We start from the raw sequence: 18,097 nt of genomic DNA on the forward strand, positions 1-18,097 counted from the left end.
CACTATATGTTATCAAAATTCAGTGTAAAGAAACCATATACCGTTGTGGTAGGAGTGGTTTTCATTATTATACTGGGAGTGGTATCGTTTACGAAAATGACGGTAGACTTATTGCCCAATATGAATCTTCCGTATGCGATGGTCATGACAACCTATGTAGGCGCAAGCCCGGAAGAAGTAGAAGAGGTAGTGACAAAGCCGGTTGAGCAGGCAATGGCTACTGTCAGTAATATCAAGACGGTTCAGTCTATATCTAATGAAAATGCATCCACAGTTATTCTAGAGTTCGATCAGACTGCCAATATGGATTCGGTCACGATTGAGATGAGAGAGAATCTTGACCAGATTCAGGGTTTTTGGCCGGATGCTGTATCTAATCCCATTATTATGAAATTAAATCCTGATATGATGCCGGTGCTGGTCACTGCTGTCAGTGTCAAAGATGCAGATGCGGTAAAAGCCAGCAAGTTGATAGAAGAGCAGGTTATTCCTGAGGTGGAAAGTGTCGAAGGTGTTGCTTCTGTAATAACGACCGGAAGTATTGAAGAGACGGTTGAAATTGTCCTGAATGAACAGAAGATTAATGAGCTTAGTGACGATATTAAAGCAGAGATGGAAGCAAAAGTTAATGAGGCGAAAAGTGCATTGGACGAAGCGAAAGCTCAGGTGGAAAGTGGACAGAACGCACTTGCAGCTGGAAAAGCACAGGCGGCAGCCGGACTTTCACAGGCAGAAGCACAATTGTCGATGAAGAGTGAAGAGATTAATCAGGCTCAGCTTGAGATCAATGAAAAAAAGTCTGAGCTAGATCTTGCAGAGACACAGATACAACAGCAGCTTGCAATTGTGCAGATAGAACTCCAGACATTGCAGGCAGTGCAAGAACAGTATCAGAAATTATCAGATATCATCAATGGAAGTCTCGATGATGAGCAGAAAGCTCAGGCACAGGAACAATTAGAGCAGCTCCGTGCTCAGCTGGAACAGCAGGGAATTACTTTTGAGTCTTTGGATGATAAAATTCAGGAAGTTCAGGGACAGGTTCAGCAGCTACAGTCGGCGCAACAGCAGATTGATGCAGGAAGGCAGCAGTTGAATACGATTCAGCAACAGGTCAATGATGGAGCTATGACTCTGGCCCAGGCCAGAGGACAACTGGCATCCGGTCAGCTGGAGGCGGCAGCAGGTCTTGGAGAAGGTGCTGCCCAGCTGGCGGCAGGACAGGTAGCGATCCAGATGCAAGAATCTCAGATGAATTCCGCATTGAGTGAATCTGGAGCGTCAATGAATGTAGGAAGTATCTTATCGATTGATACGATTAAAACTATATTGACGGCACAGAATTTCAGTATGCCGGCAGGATACGTGACGGAAGAAGATGGACTGGATTATCTGGTGCGAATCGGAGAAAAATTCCAGAGTCTTGATGAGTTGAAAGATCTGGTTCTAGTCGATATGGAAGGAATTGATCCGGTAAAACTGTCTGATGTGGCCAGTGTAGAACTTGTAGATAATTCGGATGAGACTTATGCGAAGATCAATGGCAATCCGGGTGTGATGTTGACGATTCAGAAACAGACAGGCTATTCTACTGGAGATGTGAGTGACAGAGTTCTGGAAAGGTTAGAGCAGGTAGAAAAAGAATATAAGGAAATCCAGACGATTACACTCATGGATCAGGGAGTCTATATTGATCTGATCGTGAATTCTGTGCTGAAGAATCTTGTATATGGTGCAGTACTGGCAGTTATTATTCTACTGGTATTCCTAAAGAGTGTCAGACCTACGTTTGTCATTGCATGCTCTATTCCAATCAGTATTGTGACGGCATTGGTTGCTATGTATTTCTCCGGAGTTACATTGAATATCATATCACTGTCAGGATTAGCTCTGGGTGTAGGTATGCTGGTAGATAATTCGATTGTTGTAATTGAGAATATTTATCGTATGCGAAATGAAGAAAGGGCGTCTGCGAAAGATGCGGCTATTCAGGGAGCAAGACAGGTGGCTGGTGCGATTACGGCATCTACGCTGACGACGGTGTGTGTATTCTTACCAATTGTGTTTACTTCGGGAATTACCAGACAGTTATTCGTAGATATGGGGCTTACCATTGCTTATTCTTTGCTTGCCAGTCTGCTCGTGGCATTGACGCTGGTTCCAATGATGTCTGCTGGTCTGTTGAGAAAGACGGAGGAAAAAGAATCTCGCTTATTTGCTGTGGTTCGGGAGAAGTATGGAATCATTCTTCGGAAAGCATTGAATAAAAAAGTCTTCGTATTGATCGGTGCACTGGCATTATTTATAATAAGCATTGCATTGGAATTGTCAAAAGGAACAGAATTTATGCCTAGCATGGAAAGCACACAGGTGAGTATGACTTTAGAGACAGAAAAGGGAACCAGTCTGGAAGATACGTCAAAGGTTGCTGATGAAGTCATGGACAAAGTGGGTGCTATCGATGATATTGAAGATATTGGTGGTCTTGTGTCATCTTCATCCATGATGGGAGGTAGTCAGGATACGAATCTCGTTTCCTTCTATGCAATAACAAAGGAAAATCCGTCCATGTCAAATGCGGAACTTAAAAAAGAGATTGAGAAGGTTACCAAAGGAATAGATGGTGAATTGACGGTCAATATGTCCAATATGGATATGAGTTCCCTTGGCGCTTCTGGAATCAATATTCAGATTAAAGGAAAAGATCTGGATAAGCTACAGAGCGTTGCAAAAGATGTGAAAAAGATTGTGGAAGATGTCAAAGGAACACAGAATGTATCGGATGGAACAGAGGACAACAAAGAAGAACTTCGGGTTGTAGTGGATAAGGCAAAAGCAACACAGCACGGGCTTACGGTAGTACAGGTATATCAGGAATTGTATGGAAAGCTTGCGGAGGCACAGAAAGCAACAACTTTGACGACCGATACGAATGATTATGATGTCTATGTTCTGGATGATGCTAATGAAAGCATGAGTCGTGATGATATTCGAAATATGACACTACAGATTGAGAAGCAGGATGGTACAACGGAAGAGCTGAAATTGGCAGATATCGCGACTTTTGAGGACGCATCTGGACTTCAGGCAATCAGTCGAATTGACCAGAGCAGATATATGAATGTAACGGCAGAGATCAAAGATGACGATAATATTGGGCTGGTCAGCAATCGAGTGAAAAAAGCACTTGCTGCTTATGATGCGCCAGAGGGATATGAGATTGAAATGACAGGGGAAGATGAGACGATTAATGAAGCAATGATAGAGTTGTTTAAAATGATGGGGCTGGCACTTGTATTCATGTACCTGATCATGGTGGCACAGTTCCAGTCTCTCAGGTCTCCATTTATTGTTATGTTTACAGTGCCCCTTGCATTTACCGGAGGTCTGCTGGCACTTTGGCTGGCAGGAATGCCGGTCAGTGTCATTGCAATGATTGGATTTGTAATGTTATCTGGTATTATTGTCAATAATGGAATTGTGTTCATTGACTATACAAATCAACTGATGGAAGGCGGAATGACTCAAAAGGATGCATTGGTAGAAGCTGGAAAGACCAGACTGCGACCGATTATCATGACCGCTTTAACAACCATTCTGGGCTTGTCCACTATGGCACTTGGATTCGGAATGGGAGCCGATATGGTGCAGCCGATGGCAGTCGTGACTATCGGAGGCTTAATATATGGTACAATACTAACCCTGGTGGTAGTTCCCTGTATTTTCGATTTGTTTCACAGAAGAGAGAAAGCAAGGCTTCGTGAGGAGATTGAAGAGAATGAACCCCTGATAGATCAGAAATGATAGGAGAGGTACAGTTATGATTAACAAGGCAATCGAATTCGCAACCAAAGCACATGAAGGACAATTCAGAAAAGGAACAAAACGTCCCTACATTGTCCATCCAATTGAAGTAAGCGATATTGTATCTTCTATGACAAAAGATGAGGAAGTAATCAGTGCGGCAGTATTGCATGATACAATTGAAGATTGCGAAGGGATAACGCAGAGGATCCTTGCGCAGGAATTTTCGGAAAGAGTTGCCTATATTGTGGCTCAGGAAAGTGAAGATAAATCAAAGACCTGGATGGAGAGAAAACGTAGTACCATTGAACATATTCGTAATGCACCGAGAGAAGTGCAGATGGTCGGTCTTGCGGATAAGCTGTCGAATATGAGGGATATAGATCGGGATTATCCAGTGTACGGGGAAGAATTGTGGAATCGATTCCGGATGAAGGATAAAGAGATTATAGGCTGGTATTATAAAGGAATCAGGGATGCATTGAAAGAAGTGTTCAGCGGCGTAGAATTTTATGAGGAATATTGTCGGCTGATCGAGAAGAATTTTGGATAAAAATAAAAGGTAGTCAGGAGTGTAAAGATGATTATCAGTGCAAGCAGAAGAACGGATATTCCGGCTTTGTATCCAGAGTGGTTTGTGAATCGCCTCAAAGCGGGAGAAGTATTGGTTCCTAATCCATACAATCGAAAAAAAGTCAGCCGTATCCTCCTGTCACCGGATACGGTAGACTGCATTGTGTTCTGGACAAAGAATCCAGAACCGATGCTTCCGTTCTTGAAAGAGATAGATGACATGGATTATGATTATTATTTTCAGATGACGATTACAGATTATGAAGACGATATTGAAGAGAATCTTCCGGATATGGCAGCGTCCATGGCAACATTTCTCTTAATGAGCGAACGGTTGGGAAAAGAAAGAATTGACTGGCGGTTTGATCCGATTCTCTTGACTAAGAAATATACCATTGCATATCATTTGGAAAAGTTTGAACTTATGTGTGAATGGCTGCATCATGCAACGACAAGATGTATCATTAGTTTTGTCGATTCTGGAAGAGAAAGCCCTTATCTGGAATTGGAAAGAGAAGAGATGGTAGAACTTGCGAAAGGCCTTTCAGACATAGCCCGAAGGTATCAGCTTCCGTTGTATACATGTGCAGAAAAGATTGATTTAAGTAAATATGGTATTATGCATGGATCCTGTATTGATAAGGAGAAGATACACCAGCTCATTGGGTATAAGCTGGATCTTAAGAAAGATACCGGACAGCGCAGAGAATGCAGATGCGTAGAAAGTATTGATATCGGTATGTATGATACTTGCATTCATGGATGTAAATATTGTTATGCGAATAGTGGATTGGAGAGTGCAAAGAAAAAAAATCAGCAGCATGATGCAAAATCACCATTGTTGATAGGACATCTGAAGGGGGATGAAGTTATTACGGATCGGGAAGTAAAGTCGAGTAGAGATAACCAGATCTCTTTGTTCGATTTGCCAGAAATGTATTCCAGTTTTTGAGGGGATGGTTAAGTAGATGGCAGAAGTAAGAAAACGTATCGTATTTTATGGAAGAGTACAAGGTGTAGGATTTCGTTATACAGCAAAGCGCCTGGCACAGTCTTTGGGATTGACAGGGTGGGTAAAAAATGAGTATGATGGCACTGTAGTAATGGAAATTCAAGGTCGTGAGCCGATGATATATAAGCTGATGGAAGGATTGAATCATAATATGTTTATAACCATTGAGTGGATTGATACGGAAGAAATTCCTGTAGAACCAGAAAGTTGTTTTTATGTACGTTAGTATGATAAGATATATAAAAGGATAAAAAGGGACACGGCAAATTGAATTAGGGACGGAGGAAAATGAGAAAACCCCCGTCCCCGATTTACAAAAAGGTGAGGATTATGGAAAAAAGTGTGAAAAAGAAAGATGTTAAGAGCAGAATTGTTGCGGCGGCGTGGCAGTTATTTTATGAGAAGGGATATAATGGAACAACCGTAGATGACATTATTGCGTTGTCGGACACTTCAAAGGGTTCTTTTTACTATTATTTTAGTACCAAGGATGAACTGTTGGATACATTGTCATTAATTCTGGATGATTACTATGAAGAGTTGGAAACAGAGATGGATCCAAAGATGAATAGTTTTCACAAATTATTATATCTGAATTATAAAGTGCATACAATGATGGAAGAGAAGATCAGCAGGGATTTGCTGGCATCTCTTTATTCTACACAGCTCGTGTCAGAGAGACAAAGTCATCTTCTGGATCAGAATCGTAATTATTATAAATTGATTACAAAGATTGTGGATGAAGGACAGAAGCGTGGGCAGATCCGTGCCGATATTTCTGTCAGTGAGGTGACAAGATATTATGCAATGTGTGAACGTGCACTGGTATCGGACTGGTGCCTGAATAAAGGGAAATATTCTTTGGGAGAATACAGTAAAGAGTGCATGCCATACATGATGGAACATTTTAAAGTATAGACGAAGGGAGGTGTTCTACCTCCCTTTTAAAGCGCTGTTTTTTCCGATGCCAAAATGATCAGCTTTCAGAATTTCATATGCTTTTTCATAATTCCCACTGCGCATGTATTTTATCATTTTCTTTAAATTTTCGTTTGTCTTTGGTATACGCATACCGTTTTTGATAGAGTATTGTCCGATACGGATCAGTTCTGATAAGTTGTTTTCATAGATTCTGTTAATCCGTTCATTTTCAAAAATACTGATGATCTCCATATGCATAGCAGTATCTGCAATCTCCCATTCATACACGTCAGATGCGACGGCACACATGCGGACGATCTTCTCTTCAATTCGATAAGAATATTCTTCGTTGCGTCCGGAAGTGAAGATTAACCGGAATGCAGCCCCTTCTAATAATTCACGTAATTGATAGATCTCATTGATATCTTGGTCGGTAATCTCTTTGACGGTCATTGATTTGTAATAGTCAGATACGATCAACCCTTCTGCCTGTAACATCTGGATGGCGGTTCGTACCGGGCTTCTGCTCATTCCAAGCTCTTTCGTAAGAAAAGCTTCTGTAAGTGGCATTCCAGGTGGATATGTCAGATTTAGAATGTTGTTTTTGATTGTTTCATAAGCCTGATCTGCCAGGGATGTGTTTTTCTCAGCCATAGGACACCTTCCGTTCAAATAATTTTCTGTTTTAGGGGGAATATACACCATAATAGTATACGTTTTTTGAAAATGTATACAAATTATAACGTATTTTCAAGAAAAACTCAAGATAAATATTGACTTTTAAAGCTATACATGGTATAGTCGATACAGAAAATAAATTGTATACAAATTTAAAAAACGTATACAAAACAGAACTGATTTTTGAGAAAAGGAAGGTAGGAAAGATGAAATTAGGATTTATCGGTACAGGTAACATGGCATCAGCAATTATGGGTGGTATTATTAAGAAAGCGATCATTCCGGCAGAGGAGATTATCGGTGCCGATCTGTTTGCGCCAGGAAGAGAACGTGTACAAAAGCAATTTGGTATTCATGTGACTGACAGCAACAAAGAGGTCGTTGAAAAAGCAGAAGTCATCATCCTGTCTGTTAAGCCACAATTTTATGAAAGTGTAATCAATGAGATTAAAGATGATATTAAGAAAGAGCAGATTGTTATAACAATTGCTCCAGGTAAGACCCTGGCTTGGCTCTCTGAAAAGTTTGGTAAAGATGTAAAACTTGTCCGCACTATGCCAAATACTCCGGCAATGGTAGGTGAAGGTATGACAGCTGCTTGTCCGAATGAGCATATGACAGAGGAAGAGATCGCATATGTACGTACACTTCTGGAAAGCTTTAGTCGTGTAGAGATCGTTCCAGAGCGTTTGATGGACGTAGTAGTATCTGTCAGCGGAAGTTCTCCGGCTTATGTATTCGTTATGATCGAAGCAATGGCAGATGCAGCAGTATCTGGTGGAATGCCAAGAGCACAGGCATATCAGTTTGCTGCACAGGCAGTTTTGGGAAGTGCAAAGATGGTATTAGATACAGGAAAGCATCCAGGTGAGTTAAAAGATATGGTATGTTCTCCTGCAGGAACCACAATTGAAGCTGTTCGTACGTTAGAAGAACGTGGATTTAGAAGTGCGATTATCGAAGCAATGAAAGTATGTGAAGAGATTTCCAAGAGTTTATAATCCAATAAAATTGACATAAGAATCCCTCAAGTTGCGAAAAGTATCCGGCCGTCTGGTCAGGATACTTTTTGCTGTTCATAAAAAATAAAATATGGTAAGATAATAAAGATTTGAGAAAAGAAATAAAGAGAAGGTGGGCAGTTGAAAAAAAGTTTGGCTTATTTTACGATAGGAGATGCATATGGCGGCAATCAAGAATGGTTTACTAATGTTGTAATGAATATCGGAGGATGTGGCGCGGCGACTGCATGTGACAGCTGTATTTATTTTGCAAAACAGATGGGAATGACAGCTTTATATCCTTATGATATCAATCATCTTACGAAGGAAGAATACTGCAGGTTCAGCCAGATAATGAAGCCTTATATCCGTCCCAGAGTTGGTGGTGTAAAAAAACTGGAATGGTATATGGAAGGATTGAACAAATATATTCAAGATGTGAATCATCGGGAAAATACACAGATTAAGATCGGAATGCGCGGACTTAGCGGGGAATGTTCTTATGAGGAAGCTTCTCATGCGGTCAAATGCCAGATTGATGTTGGAATTCCTGTGCCCTATTTAATGCTGAAGCACAAGAATCCGGAAAAGTATAAAGACTTTATATGGCATTGGTTCCTGGTCGTTGGGTATGAAGAGACAAAAGAAGGTATGGATATCTATGTAGCGACTTATGGAGAAGAGACCAGATTATCAATGAAGGAATTGTGGGATACCGGAATGGATGAAAAAGGTGGAATTGTATTATATGATACCAGAGGCTCAAGGCCTGAACCCACATGAGCTTGCTCATAGGTAGGGCTTTTGCCCCTAACATCATAGAGAAAAGGCAGGTTTACAAGATGAAAAAAAGACGGATTATACAAGGAGGCATTGTGGCAGCAGCTCTTTGCATTGCAGTGGTACTGGGAAGGTCTGGTGCGAATAGTGATATGAAGGAAGAACCGGAAGCTGTCGAGGAACAGACGGAGTCGACAGAAAAAGAAGAGGATGGACTATCTCAGGAACAGCAGGAGATGCTGGAAAAGATAAGTAAGACTTATGATGTAGAAGAGCAAAAAGAGATTGCCAGCCGTCTGGAAGAGAAGAAAAAGTCTCAGGATTATACGATCAATAATATGCTGATCGAGCAGAACCCTTTTGGCACTAACAATCAGTCATTGTATGTTTATTTTAATACGGATGAACCAATGAATGTCAGCTATACCATTCATGTGAAAGACTCTTCTGTCAGCGATTTCGCCCAGAATGTATATCAAACAGAAAGATATCAGACAGAGCATGAATTTCAAGTTATCGGTCTCGTGCCAAATATGGAGAATCAGATTACTTTTTTCTTGACAAGGGAAGATGGATCCACTGACACAAAAGAAATTGTATTTGAGATGGGAGATGCTCTGGGAACAGAAGAAGTGAAGCTGGAACAAGAAGTAAAAGGGAATGTGGAAGATCTGGAAGAAGGATTGTACGTTGTTCTGGGAAATGACAGCGAGAAGTTGAATTTCATGTACTATTATGATAACAATGGAGTACTTCGCGGAGAAGTCCCATTGCTGGGTTATCGAAGCTGTAGGTTGATTTTTGAGCAGGATTATATGTATTACAGTATTTCTGAGACAAAGATGGTGCAAGTGAACCGTTTAGGACAGGTCACACAAGTGTATGAACTTGGAAACTATGAATTGCATCATGATTATGTATTTGATGACAACGGCAATATGCTGATTCTGGCAACGGATAAGACGCAGAATAGTGTTGAGGATATCGTGATAAAACTGGATGTGAATTCAGGAACAGTGACAGAGATTCTGGATCTTGGAGATTTATTTGGAAGTTACAAGGCAGAATGTCAGAAGAATTCTGACGAGAAGTTGGACTGGATGCATATCAATACCATTCAGTGGATTGGAAATGGATCCATCTTATTAAGTTCCAGAGAAACATCTTCTATTATTAAGATCGATAATGTCTATGATTCACCGACGGTTTCTTATATTATAGGGGAAAAGTCAGTCTGGGCTGATACGGAATATGAAAGCCTGGTATTCCAGAAAAATGGAGACTTTACCATTCAGGGGGGACAGAACAGCATTACCTATGTTAAGGATGAAAGCCTTTCGGAAGGACAGTATTATGTGGATCTGTTTCATAATAATATAGAAGTCAATGAAACTTCATATTATTATAAGTATCTGATTGATGAAAATGTGGCGACATTCGAGTTGATAGATTCATTTGAAGTTCCTTATTCTGATTGTGGGGGCAGTGTTCAGAATCTGGACGAGAATACAGTGATCGATTCTGGTATGCAAGGTGTATTTGGAGAATATGATAAAAGTCATGAACTGATTGCAAGTTTTCAGATGAATGTAGAGACATTCGTATATCGTGTATATAAGTATGATTTTGAAGGGTTTTATTTTGCGGGAAGTCAGAAAGAATAAGTCGCATACTTTACGAATGGTTCAATATCCGTTACAATAGAAAACATAGTCAAAAAATAGAAAAATATAGTAGAAAAGGGGAAAGTATTATGGCAAATCCAATTGTAACATTTGAGATGGAAAATGGAGATATTATGAAAGCAGAATTGTATCCGGAGATTGCTCCGAATACCGTGAATAATTTTATATCACTAGTTCAGAAAGGATTCTACGATGGATTGATTTTTCATCGTGTAATCCGTGGGTTTATGATCCAGGGTGGGTGCCCGAATGGAACTGGAATGGGTGGTCCGGGTTATAACATTAAGGGAGAATTTTCTCAGAATGGTTTCAAAAATGATCTGGCACATACAGAAGGTGTCCTTTCAATGGCAAGAGCAATGCATCCGGATTCAGCAGGTTCTCAGTTCTTTATCATGCATAAAAATTCTCCGCATCTGGATGGTGCATATGCAGCTTTCGGAAAGATTGTGGAAGGTATGGATGTGGTAAATAAGATTGCAGAGACGGATACAGATTATAGTGACAGACCGTTAGAGGAACAAAAGATGAAGAAGGTGACGGTTGATACACAGGGTGAAACTTATCCAGAACCAGAGAAAGCATAAGAAAAGCTGGAGGCAGAATCCATGGATATGGTACAGACAGAAAAACTGATATTTGAATATGAAAAGCGCGATGAAGAAGGAAATGTCATAGGAATGTCTCGTGCGATTGATGAAGTGGATATAGATGTGAAGGAAGGTCAATTCATTGCTATCTTAGGCCACAATGGCTCTGGAAAATCTACATTGGCTAAGCATATCAATGCAATCCTTGTTCCTACAGAAGGAACGATGTGGGTCAATGGGAAAGATACCAGTGATCCAAATGAACTTTGGAATGTGCGGCAGTCGGCTGGCATGGTATTTCAGAATCCGGATAATCAGATCATAGGAACGGTTGTGGAAGAAGATGTCGGGTTTGGACCGGAGAATCTTGGTGTACCGACGGACGAGATCTGGCAGCGTGTAGAAGAAAGCTTAAAAGCAGTAGGAATGATAGAATATAGACATCATTCTCCGAATAAACTTTCCGGTGGACAAAAGCAGCGTGTGGCGATTGCCGGAGTGGTGGCTATGGAACCAAAATGCATTGTCCTGGATGAACCGACGGCAATGTTGGATCCGGTGGGAAGAAAAGAAGTTTTGAAGACAGTACAGAAGCTTCGGGAACAAAAGAAAGTTACGGTAATCCTAATAACACATTATATGGAAGAAGTGGTTGATGCAGATAAGATTTATGTTATGGACCATGGACATGTTGTGATGGAAGGAACACCGCGGGAGATATTTTCACAAGTAGATGTATTGAAAAAATATCGTCTGGATGTACCACAGGTTACTATATTGGCAGATGAGTTGAAAAAACGAGGTCTGGATATACCGGCCGGTATTTTAAAAAAAGAAGAGTTGGTGGAAGCATTATGTCAATGAAGTTAGAACATCTGAATTATGTATACAGTCCAGGAACGGCATATGAGAAAAAAGCCTTGAATGATATTTGTCTGGAGATCCCAGATGGAGAGTTCATAGGAATTATTGGTCACACTGGCTCGGGAAAGTCTACACTGATACAGCACCTGAACGGATTGCTTAAAGCTACCAGTGGAGAATTGTATTTTAACGGAGAAAATATTTATTCAGAAGGATACAACATGCGCGAATTGCGAAATCAGGTAGGGCTTGTATTTCAGTATCCTGAGCATCAGCTGTTTGAAGTGGATGTGATGACAGATGTATGTTTTGGTCCTAAGAATCAGGGACTGACACCGGAGGAATGCGAGAAGCGTGCGTTGGAGGCATTGAAGCTTGTTGGTCTTAAGGAGAAATACTACCGCTCTTCTCCGTTTGAATTATCTGGTGGACAGAAGAGAAGAGCTGCCATTGCCGGTGTTTTGGCAATGCGCCCGAAGGTATTGGTGTTGGATGAACCGACGGCTGGCCTTGACCCAAAAGGACGAGATGACATTTTGGATCAGATTGCCTATCTACATCGGCAAAGCGATATGACAGTCATTCTTGTATCGCATAGCATGGAAGATATTGCGAGATATGCGGACCGCATTATTGTAATGAATCACGGCTCTGTGATGTATAATGATAAGCCGGAAAAAGTGTTCGAGCATTATCAGGAATTGGAGAAGATAGGGCTTGCAGCACCGCAGGTTACTTATATCATGCATGATCTGGCAGAAAAAGGCCTGCCGGTAAAGGTGAATGTTACAACGGTGGAAGAAGCGGCAGATGAGATTATGAAGGTACTGGAGAAGAAAAGATGATTCGAGATATAACAATAGGACAATATTATCCGGCAAAAAGTATATTACACAGACTGGATCCAAGAGTAAAACTGGTATGCACATTATTGTATCTGGTATCATTATTTTTATTCAGAAGCGTTCCAGGGTATATTGTGGCAACAATTTTCCTGGCAATTATAATCAAGATATCGACGGTTCCATTTTCCTATATTGTAAGAGGTCTTAAACCCATCGTTATGCTCTTGATGATAACCGTTCTTTTTAACCTGTTCCTCACAAGAGACGGTGAGGTGTTGTTTCATGCCTGGATTTTTACCATTACAGAAGGTGGGCTTATTACGGCGGTATATATGGCAATCCGTCTGATATACTTAATTATCGGTTCTTCGCTCATGACATTTACGACGACACCAAACGAATTGACAGATGGAATTGAAGCCTTGTTGCATCCATTGAACAGAATCCATGTTCCCGTACATGAAGTGGCAATGATGATGTCCATCGCATTGCGTTTTATACCGATCCTTCTGGAAGAGACCGACAAGATAATGAAAGCACAGATAGCTCGTGGGGCAGATCTGGAAAGTGGTAATATGATACAAAAAGCAAAAAGCATGATTCCAATCCTGGTTCCACTGTTTGTATCCGCCTTTCGCCGTGCCAACGATCTTGCCATGGCCATGGAGGCAAGGTGTTACCGCGGCGGAGAAGGAAGGACAAAAATGAAACCACTCCACTATCAAAAGAGAGATTATGTGGCCTATATTGTTGTAATTGTATATGTAATTGCTGTAGTTTTGATAGGGTGATATTAATTTGGGACGGGGGTTTTTTCAATTTACTCCGTCCCAAATTGCAATTTACCCTGTCCCTTTTGAGGTATGAGATGAGAAGAGTCAGAATTGTTGTTGCTTATGATGGTACAAATTATTGTGGATGGCAGGTTCAGCCGAATGGAATTACGGTTGAAGAGGTGTTGAATGCGAAGCTTCAAAAATTGACAGGTGAAAAGATTCGTATTATAGGAGCTAGCCGTACGGATTCAGGAGTGCATGCATTGGGAAATGTGGCGGTATTCGATACGGAATCGTCGATTCCGCCAGAACGGATGGCGTATGCATTGAACCAACGCCTTCCGGAGGATATTGTGATTGTAAGATCAGAGGAGGTTCCGTTGGATTGGCATCCACGTTATCAGGATGAGGTGACGAAGACGTATGAATATCACATTTATAATGCGCCTGTGCCGAATCCTTTAAAACGAAGATATAGTACCTTTGTGTCTTTCCCGATGGACGTAGAAAAGATGCGGCAAGGAGCATCGTATCTAATCGGAGAACATGATTTTGTTAGTTTCTGTAATGTACGAACGAATGTGGAAGATACTGTTCGTACAGTGAAGGAGATACAGATTGAACAGCAAGGTCCCGAGATTACCATACGAATTACCGGAAATGGTTTTTTGTATAATATGGTGCGCATTATTGCGGGGACGTTAATTCGAGTCGGAAGAGGTTTCTATACACCTGAACGGGTGAAAGAAATATTAGATGCAAAAGAACGGACAGAGGCGGGCGTGACAGCGCCGCCGAATGGTTTGGTATTGGTGGGGATTGAATATGGAGAAGATTTATTTTGACAATGGCAGTACGTCATGGCCGAAAGCGCCAAAAGTGGCAGAAGCTATGGCTGATCTGTTGACTCACGGGGCATTCAATATTAACAGAGGTAATTATGAAGGTGCTTATGAGGTGGAAGCAACGGTTCTGGATACGCGGGAACAGCTGGCACGTCTGTTTCATGCAAAAGATTCTCGGAGTGTCATATTTACACCTGGAATTACGTACTCTCTGAATTACTTCATCAAAGGTTTTCTGCAATCAGGAGATCATGTCCTGGTATCAGGGATGGAGCATAATGCAGTTATGCGTCCGTTAAAACAGATGGAAGCAATCGGCGTTACCTATGATGTGGTAAGAACAGAGGTGGATGGGACGATTCAACCCGAAGATGTGGAGCGTGCCATTAAGAATAATACAAAAGCAATCATTATGCTTCATGCCTCAAATGTGTGCGGTACCATTGTTCCGATTAAGGCAATTGGAGAGATCTGCCGTAGGCATCATCTGTTTTTTGTTGTTGATACGGCTCAGAGTGCGGGTACAATTCCAGTAAATATGCAAGAATGTAATATTGATTTCCTTGCATTTACCGGACATAAAGGACTTTTGGGGCCGCAAGGAATCGGTGGTTTTCTTATATCTGAAGAGTTGAATGATCAGATGAAGCCATATATCGCAGGTGGAACAGGGAGTCAGTCGGATGTACTTCAGATGCCGGAAAGCCTTCCGGACAAGTATGAAAGCGGAACTATGAACCTTCCGGGCATCATCGGTCTTCATGCGGCTTTGTCGTATATAGAAGAAACTGGAATAAAGACGATTCATCGTAAGAAGCTGGAGCTGACACAGTATTTTCTGGAAAATGTAAAGGAATTCTCCAATATCCGTATTGTGGGAAAAGAAGGAATGAAAGATCGTGTTGCGGTTGTTTCGTTGGATTTCGTGCAGGAGGATAACGCGGTTATTGCTTTTGAGTTAGAACAAAATTATGGAATTATGACAAGGGTCGGCCTTCATTGTGCACCAATAGCACATCGTACATTGCATACTTATCCACAGGGAACGGTTCGTTTTGCTTTTAGTGCTTCCAATACGAGAGACGAGATTGATCAATGCATAGAGGGATTTCGAGAAATATTATCAGTATAGAATATATAAATAAACCTAGTAATAATATAAGAAAAATCAATATATATTCTGCCCTGAATTTATTGCCCCATTAAAACAAACATGTTACGGTTAAGCTAGTAATTATAAGTACGACAAAGAGTCACAAGGAGGAAAATAATATGGCTGATTATCGTAAAATGTGGGAAGATCTGGGAATGGATATTGAGCTGCATGATCAATTGTGCGCGGTGCTTCCGCAGGCGTTTGGAGATGTTTTCTTGTCTCAGGAAAATCGCCCGGAGTGCATGGATTACTACAATATGGTTGTAGCAGACATTCACGGCATTCGCCCGGCAGAATTAATCGAGCATCAGAAGAAAGGTGGAAAAGTATTCGGTACATTCTGTGTGTATGTACCAGATGAGATCATTTTTGCAGCTGATGCAATTGCAACGGGACTTTGCGGCGGATCACAGTTCTGGGTTCCAGGCGGTGAGAAAGTGCTTCCGACGAATACTTGTCCGTTGATCAAGGCATCTGTCGGAGCAAGATTAGACCGTACCTGCCCATTTTTCCGCATTGCAGATATGTATATTGGGGAGACAACCTGCGATGGTAAGAAGAAGGCATGGGAGATCCTGTCAGAAGATGTTCCGGTTCATGTAATGGATCTTCCGCAGATGAAACGCGCGAAAGATGTGAAAGCGTGGGCCGAAGAGATTAAAGAGCTGAAAAATGTAGTAGAAGAATTTACCGGCAATAAAGTGACAGAGGAATCACTTGCAGAAAGTATCAAGCTTATTAATGCGAAGAGAAAAGCTTTGGCAAGATTATATGAGACGCGTAAGAGTGAGAATCTTCCAATCAGCGGTACTGATGCACTTGTGATATCACAGATTGCATTCTACGATGATCCGGCAAGATTTACACAGATGACGAACAAGCTGTGTGATGAGTTGGAACAGCGCATTCAGGACGGAGTAAGTGTAGTTCCAGCCGGAACAAAACGTATTATGTTGACAGGTACACCTCTTGCAATTCCGAACTGGAAGCTGCATAATATAGTAGAGACAAGTGGCGCTGTCGTTGTCTGTGAAGAGATGTGTACAGGTACACGTTACTTTGAACGATTGGTGGACGAGAATCAGACAACTGTCGATGGACAGATTGATGCACTGGCTGAAAGATATATGGGAATTAACTGTGCATGCTTCACTCCAAACCAGGCAAGAATCGATGATATCTTACGTCTTGCAAAAGAATATAAGGTCGATGGTATTATTGATGTCAACTTGAAGTTCTGTAACCTGTATGATACGGAAGGATATTTTGTGGAGCGTGCATTGAAAGAAGCCGGAATTCCGGTTCTTGGAATTGAAACAGATTATACAGACAGTGATGCACAGCAGCTTCGCACAAGAATCAGCGCTTTTGTTGAGATGTTAAATAATTAAAATACAAAAAGGAAGTGTACATATGCAGAACATACAGCATTATGTGCTTTTTCCCAATCATGATAGTGGCATGCGGTTATATAAAGAATTAAAAAATCTGGGGGTTCGGGCAACCATTGCTCCTACCCCCAGAACTGCGAGCAAATGCTGTGGGATATCTCTGATGGTAAGGGAAGAAGATCTGGATATAATCAGAACTTGCATTAAAGAGCATGAGATAGAGATTCTGAAAATCGCAGCTGTTGAGAGGGACATCAATCCCAGAAGGGATAAATATTGCTAAAAGAGGTAAAAAAAGTGAATTATGTAGGAATTGATATTGGGTCGACAGCATCAAAGGTAGTGGCAATAGGAGATCATGAGATGCAGTTTGTGTTGCCGACTGGATGGAGCAGCAAAGAAACAACTCTGACAATTAAAGAAAAGTTGAAAGAAAATGGCATCGATGTTTTGGCAAATGACACCAAAGTGGTAGCAACAGGATATGGACGTGTAGCTGTAGATTTTGCAGATTATGTAATTACAGAGATTACCTGTCATGCCCGAGGTGGCAGAGAGATGGCAGGCAATGACTGTGCAATCATTGATGTAGGAGGTCAGGATACCAAAGTGATTCTGGTCGAACATGGAATGGTACAAGATTTTCTCATGAATGATAAGTGTTCAGCAGGAACTGGAAAATTTCTGGAAATTATGGCAAATCGCCTTGGAATTACCTTGCAGGAGCTGTTTGATATGGCGGAATCAGGTACGGTCCTTCCGATTAGCTCGCTGTGTACAGTATTTGCAGAATCAGAAGTAATTAATTATATCGGAGAAGGAAGAAAACGAGAAGACATTGCAGCTGGAGTGGTAGATTCTGTGGCGGCAAAAGTGTCGCAGCTCAGTCAGAGAAAGAGTCTGCCCGAAAAAGTGATATTGACAGGTGGATTAAGTCACAGCCAATATTTTACAAGTATACTTTCTGCCAAGATTGGACAGACAGTAGAACCGACAGAACATGGAAGATATGCGGGAGCATTGGGTGCAGCGCTGCTTGCGAAGGAGAAGTCAAAATAATTTTGACTTCTTTTTTAAATAGAAAAAGAAGAAAATCCTTCATTTATATTAGAAGAGAATGAGAAAAAAATCAGAAAAAACTATATACAAGTTCAGATTTTGTGATAATATAAAAAT

The 18,097-nt window shown here is 41.2% G+C and carries 18 protein-coding genes; 17 read left to right on the forward strand and 1 reads right to left on the reverse strand.

The features are described 5' to 3' along the window. The first annotated feature begins 6 nt into the window (after positions 1-6). The 5 genes from ACQRBH_RS10515 (at position 7) to ACQRBH_RS10535 (ending at position 6,307) form a co-directional block, all read left to right on the forward strand. Complete coding sequence (locus tag ACQRBH_RS10515) at positions 7-3,804, forward strand: efflux RND transporter permease subunit (protein ID WP_427761602.1); 3,798 nt, start codon at positions 7-9, stop codon at positions 3,802-3,804. A 16-nt stretch (positions 3,805-3,820) separates the two neighbouring features. Further along, positions 3,821-4,357, forward strand: coding sequence for an HD domain-containing protein (locus tag ACQRBH_RS10520; RefSeq protein ID WP_427743121.1), 537 nt, complete (start codon positions 3,821-3,823; stop codon positions 4,355-4,357). A gap of 27 nt (positions 4,358-4,384) precedes the next feature. After that, on the forward strand, positions 4,385-5,329 hold the full coding sequence (locus ACQRBH_RS10525; protein WP_427761604.1) for a DUF1848 domain-containing protein: 945 nt from the start codon (positions 4,385-4,387) through the stop codon (positions 5,327-5,329). A gap of 16 nt (positions 5,330-5,345) precedes the next feature. After that, the gene (locus ACQRBH_RS10530; protein WP_235232554.1) at positions 5,346-5,615 is read left to right on the forward strand and encodes an acylphosphatase; all 270 of its coding nucleotides are present in this window, start codon (positions 5,346-5,348) and stop codon (positions 5,613-5,615) included. 104 nt (positions 5,616-5,719) lie between these two features. Further along, positions 5,720-6,307: a TetR/AcrR family transcriptional regulator gene (locus ACQRBH_RS10535; protein ID WP_427761606.1), complete on the forward strand. Its 588-nt coding sequence runs from the start codon at positions 5,720-5,722 to the stop codon at positions 6,305-6,307. A gap of 15 nt (positions 6,308-6,322) precedes the next feature. Here ACQRBH_RS10535 and ACQRBH_RS10540 read toward each other — a convergent pair whose 3' ends face one another. Beyond that, complete coding sequence (locus tag ACQRBH_RS10540) at positions 6,323-6,964, reverse strand: GntR family transcriptional regulator (RefSeq protein WP_427743118.1); 642 nt, start codon at positions 6,962-6,964, stop codon at positions 6,323-6,325. A gap of 230 nt (positions 6,965-7,194) precedes the next feature. Between ACQRBH_RS10540 and proC the strand changes: the two genes are divergently transcribed. From proC to ACQRBH_RS10600, 12 genes are all read left to right on the forward strand, one after another. Next, a complete protein-coding gene (gene proC / locus ACQRBH_RS10545) occupies positions 7,195-7,989 on the forward strand; it encodes a pyrroline-5-carboxylate reductase (RefSeq protein ID WP_427743117.1) in 795 nt (264 codons plus the stop codon). A gap of 141 nt (positions 7,990-8,130) precedes the next feature. Continuing rightward, the gene (locus ACQRBH_RS10550; protein ID WP_427761607.1) at positions 8,131-8,772 is read left to right on the forward strand and encodes a hypothetical protein; all 642 of its coding nucleotides are present in this window, start codon (positions 8,131-8,133) and stop codon (positions 8,770-8,772) included. 59 nt (positions 8,773-8,831) lie between these two features. Next, positions 8,832-10,433: an aryl-sulfate sulfotransferase gene (locus ACQRBH_RS10555; RefSeq protein WP_427761609.1), complete on the forward strand. Its 1,602-nt coding sequence runs from the start codon at positions 8,832-8,834 to the stop codon at positions 10,431-10,433. An 89-nt stretch (positions 10,434-10,522) separates the two neighbouring features. Further along, on the forward strand, positions 10,523-11,041 hold the full coding sequence (locus ACQRBH_RS10560) for a peptidylprolyl isomerase (protein ID WP_235232560.1): 519 nt from the start codon (positions 10,523-10,525) through the stop codon (positions 11,039-11,041). Positions 11,042-11,062: 21 nt separating this feature from the next. Beyond that, positions 11,063-11,908, forward strand: coding sequence for an energy-coupling factor transporter ATPase (locus ACQRBH_RS10565; RefSeq protein WP_427743113.1), 846 nt, complete (start codon positions 11,063-11,065; stop codon positions 11,906-11,908). Continuing rightward, a complete protein-coding gene (locus tag ACQRBH_RS10570; protein WP_427743112.1) occupies positions 11,899-12,753 on the forward strand; it encodes an energy-coupling factor transporter ATPase in 855 nt (284 codons plus the stop codon). The genes ACQRBH_RS10565 and ACQRBH_RS10570 overlap by 10 nt, the downstream gene beginning before the upstream one ends. Next, a complete protein-coding gene (locus ACQRBH_RS10575) occupies positions 12,750-13,544 on the forward strand; it encodes an energy-coupling factor transporter transmembrane component T family protein (protein ID WP_235232563.1) in 795 nt (264 codons plus the stop codon). The genes ACQRBH_RS10570 and ACQRBH_RS10575 overlap by 4 nt, the downstream gene beginning before the upstream one ends. 77 nt (positions 13,545-13,621) lie before the next feature. Next, positions 13,622-14,374 (forward strand): tRNA pseudouridine(38-40) synthase TruA, encoded by a 753-nt coding sequence (truA, locus tag ACQRBH_RS10580; protein WP_427743110.1) that lies wholly within the window; start codon positions 13,622-13,624, stop codon positions 14,372-14,374. Next, entirely contained in the window at positions 14,355-15,506 is a 1,152-nt protein-coding gene (locus tag ACQRBH_RS10585) for an aminotransferase class V-fold PLP-dependent enzyme (protein WP_427761611.1), read from the forward strand. Before truA ends, ACQRBH_RS10585 begins: the two co-directional genes overlap by 20 nt. Positions 15,507-15,646: 140 nt before the next feature. Next, entirely contained in the window at positions 15,647-16,921 is a 1,275-nt protein-coding gene (locus ACQRBH_RS10590; protein WP_427761613.1) for a double-cubane-cluster-containing anaerobic reductase, read from the forward strand. 22 nt (positions 16,922-16,943) lie between these two features. Continuing rightward, positions 16,944-17,204 carry a DUF3343 domain-containing protein gene (locus tag ACQRBH_RS10595; protein ID WP_427761614.1) on the forward strand — a complete coding sequence of 87 codons (261 nt, stop codon included), beginning with the start codon at positions 16,944-16,946 and terminating at the stop codon, positions 17,202-17,204. Between the two features lie 14 nt (positions 17,205-17,218). Next, positions 17,219-17,980, forward strand: coding sequence for an acyl-CoA dehydratase activase (locus ACQRBH_RS10600; RefSeq protein ID WP_427761616.1), 762 nt, complete (start codon positions 17,219-17,221; stop codon positions 17,978-17,980). The last annotated feature ends 117 nt before the right edge of the window (positions 17,981-18,097 follow it).

Source organism: Bariatricus sp. SGI.161, from assembly GCF_050313695.1.
Lineage (GTDB): Bacteria > Bacillota > Clostridia > Lachnospirales > Lachnospiraceae > JAFBIX01.